At 42.3% G+C, this 11,882-nt stretch carries 10 protein-coding genes; 6 read left to right on the top strand and 4 right to left on the bottom strand.

Annotated features, from left to right (window positions below; translation table 11 throughout):
- Positions 1-30 precede the first annotated feature (30 nt).
- Positions 31-1,641: a methyl-accepting chemotaxis protein gene (locus tag ACMXYW_RS11295; protein ID WP_415898764.1), complete on the bottom strand. Its 1,611-nt coding sequence runs from the start codon at positions 1,639-1,641 to the stop codon at positions 31-33.
- A gap of 263 nt (positions 1,642-1,904) precedes the next feature.
- A complete protein-coding gene (locus tag ACMXYW_RS11290) occupies positions 1,905-2,783 on the bottom strand; it encodes an AraC family transcriptional regulator (protein WP_415898763.1) in 879 nt (292 codons plus the stop codon).
- A gap of 295 nt (positions 2,784-3,078) precedes the next feature.
- On the opposite strand from ACMXYW_RS11290, the gene dctP reads away from it, so the two are divergent.
- Together dctP and ACMXYW_RS11280 are read left to right on the top strand one after the other, a co-directional pair.
- Positions 3,079-4,149 (top strand): TRAP transporter substrate-binding protein DctP, encoded by a 1,071-nt coding sequence (gene dctP / locus ACMXYW_RS11285; RefSeq protein WP_415898762.1) that lies wholly within the window; start codon positions 3,079-3,081, stop codon positions 4,147-4,149.
- Positions 4,149-6,416 (top strand): putative bifunctional diguanylate cyclase/phosphodiesterase, encoded by a 2,268-nt coding sequence (locus tag ACMXYW_RS11280; RefSeq protein ID WP_415904119.1) that lies wholly within the window; start codon positions 4,149-4,151, stop codon positions 6,414-6,416. The genes dctP and ACMXYW_RS11280 overlap by 1 nt, the downstream gene beginning before the upstream one ends.
- A 6-nt stretch (positions 6,417-6,422) precedes the next feature.
- On the opposite strand, the gene ACMXYW_RS11275 is transcribed toward ACMXYW_RS11280, so the two are convergent.
- Together ACMXYW_RS11275 and ACMXYW_RS11270 are read right to left on the bottom strand one after the other, a co-directional pair.
- Positions 6,423-6,836 (bottom strand): MmcQ/YjbR family DNA-binding protein, encoded by a 414-nt coding sequence (locus tag ACMXYW_RS11275; RefSeq protein WP_415898760.1) that lies wholly within the window; start codon positions 6,834-6,836, stop codon positions 6,423-6,425.
- Positions 6,837-6,929: 93 nt separating this feature from the next.
- The gene (locus ACMXYW_RS11270; protein WP_415898759.1) at positions 6,930-7,451 is read right to left on the bottom strand and encodes a cytochrome P460 family protein; all 522 of its coding nucleotides are present in this window, start codon (positions 7,449-7,451) and stop codon (positions 6,930-6,932) included.
- Positions 7,452-7,894: 443 nt separating this feature from the next.
- Between ACMXYW_RS11270 and ACMXYW_RS11265 the strand changes: the two genes are divergently transcribed.
- From ACMXYW_RS11265 to ACMXYW_RS11250, 4 genes are all read left to right on the top strand, one after another.
- A complete protein-coding gene (locus ACMXYW_RS11265) occupies positions 7,895-9,907 on the top strand; it encodes a methyl-accepting chemotaxis protein (protein ID WP_415898758.1) in 2,013 nt (670 codons plus the stop codon).
- Positions 9,908-10,138: 231 nt separating this feature from the next.
- A complete protein-coding gene (locus tag ACMXYW_RS11260; protein WP_415898757.1) occupies positions 10,139-10,546 on the top strand; it encodes a hypothetical protein in 408 nt (135 codons plus the stop codon).
- A 98-nt stretch (positions 10,547-10,644) separates the two neighbouring features.
- A complete protein-coding gene (locus tag ACMXYW_RS11255; RefSeq protein ID WP_415898756.1) occupies positions 10,645-11,214 on the top strand; it encodes a phosphoribosyltransferase in 570 nt (189 codons plus the stop codon).
- Between the two features lie 27 nt (positions 11,215-11,241).
- Entirely contained in the window at positions 11,242-11,826 is a 585-nt protein-coding gene (locus tag ACMXYW_RS11250) for a DNA-3-methyladenine glycosylase I (protein ID WP_415898754.1), read from the top strand.
- Positions 11,827-11,882: the final 56 nt, after the last annotated feature.

Here is an 11,882-nt window from a genome sequence, read left to right as displayed (position 1 = left end):
TGGCCTGAGGCCATTACCACTTTGTCGAGATTACACTTGGAAATGCTGTACCTGTTGGCGAAGCTCTCTTGCCAAAGATGCCAGTTGTTCACTGTTATTTGCTGTAAGTGTTGCACCGCCTTGAGTTTGTTCTGCAATCATCGAGATATTGTTGAGGTTGTTACTCATCTCTTCCGCTACTTGGCTTTGTTGCTGAACCACTTCGGCTACAGCGCTGTTCATCTCCATTATTTGCTGAACATTAAGAACGATATCATTAAGGTGTTCACCTGCAGAAGCAGCACGATCTATACAGTTTTGTGCTTCTGAGTGACTACTGCTCATCATGCTAACGGCACCCTGGCAAGCTGTTTTTAAACGGTCATTTAGCGATTGAATCTGATCTGTTGATTCAGAGGTGCGCTTAGCCAGAACGCGTACCTCATCTGCAACAACGGCAAATCCTCGGCCTTGCTCACCTGCTCTGGCCGCTTCAATTGCGGCATTCAAAGCAAGTAGATTGGTCTGATCGGATATATCTCGGATAACGCTCAGAATGCTCTCTACTTGCAGCGTGTCTTGCTCGAGTTTTGTAATTACATCGGCTTGGGACTGGACTTGCGCGGCTAAATCATTAATTGCAGAAATGGTAGTTTTTACTATTTCATCACCTAAGCGTGCGGTGCTTTCTGCTTGAACGGTGATTTCTGCCGTTTGTTGAGCATTGTTAGCTACATCTTGAGCTGTGGCTGACATCTCTTGCATAGCTGTGGCTAACAACTGAGTCTCCCCATGTTGCTGTTTAACTCCCGCAGAAGTTTGTTCTGTTGTTGAAGCCATCTGTTCAGCCGAACTCAAAATGTGGTGGCTGGAGTTTGTTAACTTTTGAATCAACTGTTGTTGGATATCTAAGGTATGATTAATTGCTTTACTGACATCGCCAAGCTCATCTTGGTTTTGAATATCAATGCGAGCCATCAGTTTACCTTTAGCTACATTTTCCATCACTTCAGTCATGTGACTCAGTGGCTTAGTTATAGAACGGGAAATGATACTTGATAGCCAAACTACGAATGGGATTACAATAGCCAGAAATACTAAAGCCTCTGTAAGTCTTGAATAGAAACTAGCATCTAAATCATCAACATAGACGCCGGTACCGATCACCCAACCCCAAGGTTCAAAAAGCTTAAAGTAGGATATTTTTTCTACTGCGATACTCTTGCCAGGGCGAGGCCAAAGATAGTCTTCATAGCCTTCGTTGTTTTGACGGGCTGTATTGGCGATATTCGTAAACAGGGCTTTACCTTGGCCGTCTTTAAAACTACTCATATCTTTGCCATCAAGTTCAGGCTTGATGGGATGCATTATCATCCGAGCGTCAAGGTCATTGATCCATACATAGTTATCATTGTCATAACGCATAGCTTGCAGGGCTGATAGCGCATGTTTTTGAGCTGCGGTTTGGTTCAGAACACCAGAAGCCTGTTGCTGCTGGTAATGCTCAATAATGCTATATGCCATGGAGACAGCATGATTAGATTGTAGTTTACGTTCGTGTAATAAATCTGATCTGTATTCCCAGAGGTCGTATGCTTTCATCGCGATACTAACACTCAGTAATAACAGGATGATTGCTGTTAACTTGTGCGTAACAGACATCTTAGTGACAACCATCGTACTTAGACCCTTTGATAATTAGGTTATATCGAATTTCTGCTCTTTAGTGGTTAATCGATAATCACTTTATATTAGGGATCTTATAAGTAATCGAAGGTATTGTTTTTATGATGCTTTCTGGGGGATTTTTAGGCGTAAATAACCTTTTCAAATTAAAGGTTAATATGCGGTTTTGTAAACAGTTGTTTGAATGTGTGTAAAGCAGGCTTATAGAATTGGGATAAGCCTGCATAACACGTGTTTATTTAACTTATTAAGCAATAAATTCGAGTGAGTAACTCTGATGGAGGTGTATTTTTAGGGTCGTTGAGATACTCCTCGAATGGTGGGAAGTTTGCTGCTTCCATACCGCTTTGTGGTAGCCACTCCCCAAAAAGCCAATCATATGGTTTCTCTAGCTCTGAATAGGGGCCTTTAAATACAATCGTTACACATTTGCCAGAAGGTATTTCTAAATATTCAGGTTGATCTTCAATGTTGGCTTTTATGGGAGCTTCAACGGTCAAGCAGGCATGTGATCGTAGCTCGGATTTGTCAACGCTACCCGGGTCGTTGTAGTAAATACCAAACGAACGGGTTTCGTCTGTGACAAGATTGTGGGTGCCGGCAAACATAAATAGTTTTTCAAATGCCTGCCCAATCTCCATGTAGTCACCCCGATGTTCATATCCGATCAGACCTTGCTTTTCTATATCAATAAATTCGACATCAAACATATTCCTTCGCTCCTGCGCTATGTGAGGGATCTTAGCCTGAAAACTATCTTCGATTACTGATGGCTGTTTATAGCGAGCTCGATATTGACTGGGTGTTTCTTCGTACTGTTTATGAAACGCACGGCTAAATGCTTCCAAGCTGGTATAGGAAACTGATTGTGCAATGGTCAGTATCGAGTTATCAGTCCGAATAAGTTCTGAAGCTGCTTTTTGTAGGCGAAGACGTCGCACCGTAGCATTGATGTTTTCATCAGCGACTTTTCGATAGATTCGATGGAAGTGGTAGGGAGACATAGCGGCAATATCTGCTAGCTTGTTTACATCCAAATCCTTCTCTAAGTTATCGTAGATATAGTCGATCACTTTACATAAGCGTCGTCTGTAGCTGTTTCCGGTACTTCGTTTCATGATGTCTCCTCCTATCTCCATGCTATAGGAGCTCTATCTGATAATGTTTGCGCAATTTAGATTAGTATTGATTGGAGTAAAGGTTAAGATTTTAACTTATTGAAATATTGAGGGTTTATTCTTGAGGGTGAGTTAATAATCCTAGGATTGATAAGGATATTGTGTTACCAATGTACGTTACGAGGTTTTAATTATTAATTGAGAATAATAGTGAATAGACAGAAGCGTATTAGTTTCTATAGTTAACTTAGCACCCAATTGTAGTTGTGAAGTTATAGTCTGTCTGGAGTAGATTATGTTTCATCAGGTCTTAAAGTTCTTTCTCGTTTCGTTTTCTTCTATCTTATTCGTGCTGGGACTTACTGGCTGTACTGAGAAAGAAGCAAAAGTGTATACCTGGCAGCTGCAGTCTCAAGCGACTGAAACCAGTATCGATTTTAAAGAGCTAAAGCGCTTTGCTGCTAATGTTAAAGCGATGAGCGGCGGCCGATTTATTATTAAGCCTCATCCAGGTGGCGTAATTACCGGTGGGCCAGATATCTACAATGCGGTCAAAGAGCGCCGTGTCGAAATGGGTAATGGCTGGCCGAACTGGTGGTCGGGGCAGCACCCTGCTTGGGCACTTATGAATGCAGGGCCCTTTGATTTTATGAATCTTGATGGCTCAATGATGTTCTTCTATGCGGGAGAAGGTCAGCGATTAGCTAATGAACTTTCTGGCCCCGATGGCTTGATGTGGCGCCCTGCGTGGTGGGCAGGGATGGAGTTCGGATTGTTGTCAAAAACAGAGATCAAAGGCTTAGATGATCTGCATGCAAAAAAGATTCGCATCGGACCTGGTTTGCCTGGTGAAGTTTTAGCGGCAGCTGCAGGTGCTTATACGCTGCCAACTGTACCTCAAGAGATACGTCCTGCTTTGGAAAACGGAGACTTAGATGCAGTAGAATGGACCACAGCAGGTGGGGCCTGGAACCTTGGTTTACATGACATTAGTAAGCACGCCATTGTTCCTGCAATATGGCAGCCATCTGTTCTAGCAGATTTTCTAATTAACAAAGAAGCATTTGATGAATTACCTCCAGATCTGCAAGCCATTCTCGAAACAGCAATTAAATCCTATACTTTAACCACCACATTAAAGGCTAAAACGGAAGATTTTGAGGCCTTTAATCTATTCTTAGCGAATGATTTTAATATCAATAAATGGAGTCCAGCGGATATCGAGCGTTGGAGAATCGTCTCAGATAGTATTTTGGATGACTACGCTTCTCGCGATCCATTAAGTAAGAAAATCATTGAGAAAAAACAAGAGTTCAAGGAAGCATACAACAACTATTATCAGTGGTTTGGACCATACGATAAATAATGTTTAGTAGACTGACCGTTCGTCTCCTTGTCATTCTGAGTTTAATCACTTTCTTAGTAATGACTGTATTTGTGATCGTGCGATTTAGCGTAGCTTCCGAATTGATGCAGAGTAATCTGCAAGAAAGGGGCCTCTCTGTTGCTGAGCGAGTCGCCAACTCGGTTAGGCCTACTATCTGGAACGTCTATAAAAAAGCTTATGACCGCACCTATTCGGTAGAGCTGGCCTCTGCCATCCTTGATTCTGAAATGGCATCGCCCTTTGTTGAGGGCATTAAGGTCTACGGTAATTTCGGCCATCTTTATATGGGGCGAATCAAAATTGATGGAGAGATTCGTCAGTTTGAGGATAAGAAACACGCAGTGGCATGGGGCGGTTTTGATAATCGAATTCGATACCCTATAAAAACCGGTGAGGTTAGTATCGGCAATGTTGAGGTGAGCTACAGCGATAAGGCCCTTTCTGAAAGCCTTTATCAAAATCTTATTGTAGAAATCACACAAGTGGCGGTTGTAAGTCTACTTTTTGTAGGCTCTCTCTATATCATTCTGAGATTTGCTCTAGTTTCCCCTATGCGTTCACTACAGGTAGCGCAACAAGCTTTAGATGCATTAGATGAAGCCGTGTTGGTGACTAATGAGCATGGCCGTTTAGTAGATATCAATCCTGCTTATAGCAAGATCACTTTTTTCGAGGAGAAGGAAATCTTAGGGTTGCTTCCCGATATTCAGCCTTTCGATGAGAAAGGTGTGGATTTCAGAGCAATGATAGATGATAAATTCCTTGTTGATGGTAGTTGGTCAGGTGAAGTGATCGGCCGGAAAAAAGATGGTAGCACGTTCCCTGGTTGGCTTAACCTTAACAGGGTAGAGAGACAAGATGATAAGGTCACTTATGTAGGTGTATTGTCCGATATTGCGGATAAAAAAGAAGCAGAAGCAAAACTGCATGCTTTGGCTTATTACGACTCGCTAACCGAGATGCCCAATCGTCACTCTTTCTTAATGCGTTTAGACGAAGAGATTAAACGTGCTCGCCGGGAGAAATCCAAAGTTGGTTTACTCTATTTAGATCTAGATAATTTTAAATGGGCCAATGACCAGTTTGGTCATGCAGTTGGCGATAAGCTCCTGATCAGCGCTGCAGAAAAGTTTAAAAAACGCCTGCGCGATTCGGATATTTTGTATCGTATAGGTGGTGATGAGTTCACCGTGATTGTTACTCACTTTGATGATGCGACCGATCTTATTGGTCTTGCTGATGATCTTGTCGCTCAGGCTGGTGAAAACTTTGTTATTGATGGCCATGTGATGAAACCGGGGGCCAGCGTCGGTATCTCTACGTTCCCTAATGATTCTGACAATGGCAAAGACCTGATTATTCAGGCGGATACAGCGATGTATCAGGCGAAAGAGGCAGGCCGAGGACAGGTTCGGTTTTTCTCCTCGGATTTGGAGCTTCAACGGCAAGCCCAGCAAAGGATTGAGCAGGAACTAAAACAAGCGCTAAGTAAAAATGAGCTGCAGCTATTCTATCAGCCTAAAGTGCGAATCCAAGATGGCGAGTATGTATACAACAGCGCCGAAGCCCTAATTCGTTGGTTGGATGACGGCGAGGTGGTTTACTATCCTGATCAATTCATCGAGATAGCAGAAAAAAGCGATCTGATTTGCGATCTAGGTTATTGGGTCATTTTCCAAGTCTGCAAGCAGTTAGCCAAATGGAAAGAGGAGGGCATTGTTGGACATAAAATCGCGATTAACCTTTCTCCTCGTCAGCTTAAAGACACCAACCTTTTTGACTACCTTTTAGAGCGAATGACACGCTTTGACATCGACCCTGGTCAACTTGAGTTAGAAATTACTGAATACGCAGTTATAGAGAATATTGAGCATTCAGTGAGTACTCTGAAGAAGCTAAAAACTTTAGGGGTATCCATTGCGATGGATGACTTTGGGACTGGTTACTCTTCTTTGAGTTATCTGAAACAGTTGCCTGTTGATGTTTTGAAAATTGACCGATCTTTTATTCATACGTTGCCATTTGAACAAGGTGATATAGCGATTGTTAATGCGATTTTTTCAATGGCTGAAGCATTAAATATAGAAGTGGTAGCAGAAGGTGTTGAAACTTCAGATCAGTTGGAATTTTTGATCCGACATCGATGCCATATGGCGCAGGGGTACTATTTCTCACCTCCGATAGCACCAGAGAAATATGCCGTTTGGCTAACTGAGCACACTAAGGCTAATGAAAACGATGCATAGATGATCTTATCGGTAGAGCTCTTCTTCAGAATATAAACGCTCTAGTTGTTGGCGTTCTACTTTCTTTAGACTTTTCACTACTAAGCCATAAGAACGATCAATAAGGCGTTCGATCTCTTTTGTCGGCATAGAAGCTTTTAAAACAACGCTGATCCAGTGTTTCTTAGACATGTGGTAAGCACTTCGTACTTCTGGGAAAACATCCCTAAGCATCATCGCTTCTTCAGGATCGCATTTCAGATTAATGAAATGACAATCCGCGAATTCAGGCCCAAGCTCTTTACCTTTTGACCCACACTGACCTAACAGAGCAAACATTTTACCTTTAACCTTAAAGACCGGTACATCGGGCATAAAGGGGAATTCTAGTTGTGATTCCGGACGGGATAGACAGTATTCTTGAGCGCTTTTCGCATCCATGTGTTTTGCCAATGATCTGAATGGTGATGAAAAATAAAACCCTGCTTCAGACATAATGCCTGATTTAAGCAGGGTTTAGCTATACCAGACAGATTACTTCATCGCTTGTTCTGTCAGGATATGTTCGTAAGAGAACAAGTGATGGCTGTCTTTATAAGGTGCATGGCAAGCTGCACAAGCAGTTAGATCTTTGTTGGCGCGTTTGCCATCAGGCTTAAATGCAGCAAAATCCCAGTCATCATTGCCCATGCCTTTAGGGTATTCAGCTGCAGCACCTTCACGGCGTTCCATTACCGCTACCAGTGCGAATTTATCTTTAAGGCGCTGACCGAGTTTAGAGGTAAGCACATTACCTTCGGCATCTTTTTTCGCTTTATACACTTCTGCCACAATGACTGAACCGTATGGCAATTGCCCATTTTCCTGCGTACCGCTCAGACCTTTATCGTTTATATATAAACGAATGTATTGGTCGTGATTTTGAGTACGGTTAAGAGATAAATAAGGGGTGAAATTGGTTTTGTAGTCTGCAGGGAAGTCAACCTGATCGCCTGGACCTGCCCAGCATAGAGTAGTCGTTAACATGCCTGCTGCCATAGCGGATAAGAGTTTCATATTACATCCTCACTGTATTTATTTTTGTTGTAAAAGAATCTATAAAATGCATTTATAGTACATGTTTTATATTTGATCAATGACTCCTTAGTAGGTTGGCCAAAGGTAGTTTTAGATCCCTAACTTTTAAGCTAGCTAATCCTATCTATACTTAAAAATGCTAGTGAGCCTTATGTTGTATGGAATTTTATAAATTCCTTTTATTACTTAGGGTTACTTTGTTTAAGCGTCTAAGGTTAATTTAAAGGTTAGTGCTTTAGTTTGGTTTTGCTCCTGCTTAAGTAGTGTTTTTACTGGATGCGGTTGTTCACAAGGGGCAGGAGTCGCTTTAATGCGTTAAATAGCAGATTGTTCTGTAAAGTTTTGTAGTCATACGTTGCTTTAGCACTCCTATACTTCATAAGAAAAATAACAGTGCTTTTGTCACATAAGGTGGAAGTAGCATGTCTTGGTTTGGTCGTAGTAAATCCTCTAAAAAATCAGTTGTAGATAACGATGTTATTAAGGTCCAGTCGTTAAGTAGTAGAGAAATTTCTGCTGATAATCTTGAATCCCTCAAGTTTGAGGGAGTGCCTACTGCACTGGTTTTGGCATTTATATCACCCCACTTAGACTTTGAAGGTACGGTACGTCAGTTAAAATCAGCGCTACCTGATGTTTCTAAAGTGGTTGGTATTATGACCGCTGGGGAATTAAGTTCTTGTGGCGCTAGCCTTTACCACGAAGCTGATAGTCATTGGGATCACATTGTCGTGCAGAGCTATAGCCAAGCTGTGTTTGCAGATGTTCATATCAGTTCTATCCCTCTTCATTGTGAAGATATCCGGTCTGGCAATGTCACCATGACACGTAAAGAGCGTGTTAATAAACTTGCTGCTGAGTTCAGTCGCGTTAACGTGCCTTTCGATATTAATTATCAAGATACGCTGGCGCTGACCTTTTTTGATGGCTTATCCGCGAGCGAAAACTTTTTCATGCAAGGTTTGTATGAAAGTGGTGAATTCCCTTGTTATTTCGTCGGTGGTTCGGCTGGTGGTAAGTTAGATTTCCAACAAGCGTTGGTTTATGACGGTGATCGTGTTGCGCATAACCAGGCTGTAGTGATCTTTGTTAAGTTAGCTGAAAATACCCGTTACGGTGTATTTAAGTCGCATAACTTTGAAAAAACGCCGACTTCCTTTGTTATTGCCGAATCCGATGTACATTCTCGTACTGTTAAATCTGTTATCAAAGATGGCAATTACCAATTAACCAGTATTGTCGATTTGTTATGTGAGCACTTTAACTGTTCAGCTTCTGGTTTAGGCGATGCATTGAATGGTTATTCCTTTGCGGTAGAGATCGGTGGAGAGCTATTCGTTCGTTCTATTGCCGGTATCAATGAAGCCGATGGCAGTATCGCGTTCTTTTGCGACTTAGATTTTGGTGACCGCCTATTCTTGGTCAAGGCGAAAGATTTTGCGCAAAGTACCAGTCAATCTTTCCGCAACTTTATGCATGGTAAACCAGGTAAGCCTGTAGCTATGCTGGCGAATGATTGTGTTTTACGTCGTTTAAACAATGCGATGAACTTATCTCAAGTTCATGACTTCGATGATATCAAAGTAGCTGGTTTCTCTACCTTTGGTGAGCTGCTAGGCGTACACATGAACCAAACCCTAACGGCGTTGTTCTTCTTTAAAGTACAACCGGGTGAGCAGTTTAAAGATGAGTACGCGGATAAGTTCCCGTTCCACTACAGTAACTTCCGCCAGTACTTCTTGAATTCTCGTATCAATAGTCTGGAACAGATTAACCAACTACAAAGCAACCTTGTTGAGTGCATGGGTGAGTACCGTCCGTTGCTGCGTAAGATGGTCGACAGCTTCGGTCAAGTTGCGGGTTATGCACAAAGCACTGGTAGTGTGTTGAATGACATCCAACGCAGATTCTTAGGCTTCTCCCAAGATATTGAAACACAGAGTAGTGACCGACAGGCGTTACACACTAAGGTTGAAGATCTCAAACATAATTCGGAAGAAGTGCTATCTATCTTGAGTGTTATCTCAGGTATTGCTGATCAAACTAACCTATTGGCTTTGAATGCTGCGATTGAGGCGGCACGCGCAGGCGAGGCGGGTCGAGGTTTTGCGGTAGTAGCAGATGAAGTCCGTCAGCTATCTCATAATACTCAGCAAAGTTTGGATCAGACAGGTAAAACAGTTGATGCGGTAACAAGCTCGATCAACTCTATCCGAGAAACTATTACTGATACAGAAGAGTTTATGGTGCAGATCTCTGACAGCTCAAAGAACTTGAGTTCGGAGATGCAGAGTTTGGTTGAGTCTTCTACACAAGCTGATCAGCAGGTTCGCGATAGTATTGATTATATCTCTGATGTCGAATCTGAGATGGATCACATCGACCGTGAAGTAGAAGCGATTGATCGCTTAAGGCAGTTAGATATTCAACGGTAGCTCAATTTATTGGTGAATTGAATTTTAGGGAAAGCCACACTTTTTAGTGTGGCTTTTTTATTCCTTACTATTTAGATAAAACAAACCAAGTTACGTTAGTTAAGTACTTTACATATTAAGTTTAACCATAGTAAGTTGTACCTCCTCATATTAGAAGCTCTTGATTTAAAAGAAGGGCTTTGAGTTAACAATAACTAAAATTATGTGATTTCTGATCTAAGGATAGATGCAATGGAATGGATTCTGGCGTTGTTTATCGTCGTCATTGTCGGCTTGTATTTAAACAAGCAATACAAAACTAAACGCGAACTCAAGAGTAAGGCAGATAAGCGCTATAGGGCGGTATCTATAGAGTCAGGTCTATATCCTTGTGCAGCTGTCGATCAATTAGGTGATCGGCGCTTCTTCCCAGATAAAGCCCCTATGATTCCACTGCCGGGGTGTAGTGCTTCAAAAAACTGTGAATGTCGCTATCGTCACCATGCTGACCGCCGTGATCCTGAAAACGAAAGACGGATTGATAACATCATTACGGCACAAAAGATTGGTGATCAGTTAGGCGGAAAGTTTTCAGGGCGAGAGCGCCGCAAATTTCATAAAGGCCGTCGTTGGCAAGAACGCCAAGCCACTCAAATCTGATAGGACTTTTCTATATTTACCAATTATCCAGCTTTGTTAAATAACGCTATGAAAGGCTATGATATCCCTCGTATTTGATAGGGGGTGAATGAGGTCGGATGAACAAGGTGTATATAAGCGCTCAACAATTACTGGAAGATTCTTCCCAGATGGCGCTGCAGATTTTTGAAAGTGGTTTCCGCCCAGATTACATTGCCGGTGTTTGGCGAGGAGGGGCACCCGTCGGGATCTCTGTACAGGAGGTGCTAGCATGTCTTGGAGTTCAGTCTGACCATATAGCGATACGCACCTCATCTTACACCGGCATAGGTGAGCGCAGCCGACAGATCAAAGTACATGGTTTAACCTACTTGATTAAGCGCTTAGAGTCTGAGGATTCCCTCCTTATCGTAGATGATGTGCATGATTCGGGGTTAAGCATTGCGCAAACGATTAAAGAGATTAAAGCGGCGTGTAAGAAGAACACGCCAGAGATCAAAATAGCGACTCCTTATTACAAGCCAGAAAATAATCAAACAGACTCAGAGCCTGATTTTTATGTGCATAAAAGTCAGGATTGGTTAGTGTTCCCCCACGAGCTTGAAGGTTTGACTCAAACTGAAATTTTGCAGAATAAGCCAGAATTTGCGGCTGTCGCAGCCAAGATGGCTGAATTAGGTCGTTTTTAAGCGTCTGGACGTTAGTAAGGAACCCTTATGAAAGTATCGGAAAGAGATGGCAAGAAGCGTTGTTTTGGCAATAAACCAGGGCAAGAGTTTTATGCCGATTATCATGATAATGAGTGGGGTATTCCAGAATATGATGATCAAAAACTCTTCGAAATGTTGATGCTTGAAGGTGCTCAGGCAGGCCTAAGTTGGGAAACTGTTTTGCGCAAAAGAGAAGGCTATCGCAAAGCCTTTTATAACTTTGATGTCGAAAAAGTTATGAACATGACTGACGCTGAGTTGGAAGCGCTGCGCGAAAACCCGGAGATCATCCGCAATAAACTTAAGATCTATTCCGCACGTAAAAATGCGCTAGCCTTCCGCGCAATACAGAAAGAATTTGGCTCGTTTTCAAGTTATCTGTGGGCTTATGTTGATAACAAGCAGATTGTGAATCACTGGCAGAAATTTGAAGAGGTGCCTGTGACCACTGAGATCAGTGATGCGCTTTCCAAAGATCTTAAAAAGCGTGGCATGTCGTTTGTCGGATCAACAATCATCTATGCATACATGCAAGCTGTCGGCTTAGTTGATGATCATCTTGCTGAGTGTTGGTGCCGAACAGATCGATAAAAATTTAGCTGATAGGCAAGTGAAGGGGTACAATGCTGCGCTTCTCTGCTTATGGA

Origin of the sequence: Neptuniibacter sp. QD48_55, from assembly GCF_047778115.1 — a bacterium.
Taxonomy (GTDB): domain Bacteria; phylum Pseudomonadota; class Gammaproteobacteria; order Pseudomonadales; family Balneatricaceae; genus Neptuniibacter.
The sequence above is the reverse complement of the archived record's forward strand: the minus strand, read 5'-3'. Positions and strand labels throughout refer to the sequence as shown.

What these genes read in the sequence shown, in the direction of transcription:
- ACMXYW_RS11265 (WP_415898758.1), top strand. Translation starts at nt 7,895, where the DNA reads ATGTCTTGGTTTGGTCGTAGTAAATCCTCTAAAAAATCAGTTGTAGAT.
- ACMXYW_RS11270 (WP_415898759.1), bottom strand. Translation starts at nt 7,451, where the DNA reads ATGAAACTCTTATCCGCTATGGCAGCAGGCATGTTAACGACTACTCTA.
- ACMXYW_RS11290 (WP_415898763.1), bottom strand. Translation starts at nt 2,783, where the DNA reads ATGAAACGAAGTACCGGAAACAGCTACAGACGACGCTTATGTAAAGTG.
- ACMXYW_RS11280 (WP_415904119.1), top strand. Translation starts at nt 4,149, where the DNA reads ATGTTTAGTAGACTGACCGTTCGTCTCCTTGTCATTCTGAGTTTAATC.
- ACMXYW_RS11260 (WP_415898757.1), top strand. Translation starts at nt 10,139, where the DNA reads ATGGAATGGATTCTGGCGTTGTTTATCGTCGTCATTGTCGGCTTGTAT.
- dctP (WP_415898762.1), top strand. Translation starts at nt 3,079, where the DNA reads ATGTTTCATCAGGTCTTAAAGTTCTTTCTCGTTTCGTTTTCTTCTATC.
- ACMXYW_RS11250 (WP_415898754.1), top strand. Translation starts at nt 11,242, where the DNA reads ATGAAAGTATCGGAAAGAGATGGCAAGAAGCGTTGTTTTGGCAATAAA.
- ACMXYW_RS11255 (WP_415898756.1), top strand. Translation starts at nt 10,645, where the DNA reads ATGAACAAGGTGTATATAAGCGCTCAACAATTACTGGAAGATTCTTCC.
- ACMXYW_RS11275 (WP_415898760.1), bottom strand. Translation starts at nt 6,836, where the DNA reads ATGGATGCGAAAAGCGCTCAAGAATACTGTCTATCCCGTCCGGAATCA.
- ACMXYW_RS11295 (WP_415898764.1), bottom strand. Translation starts at nt 1,641, where the DNA reads ATGTCTGTTACGCACAAGTTAACAGCAATCATCCTGTTATTACTGAGT.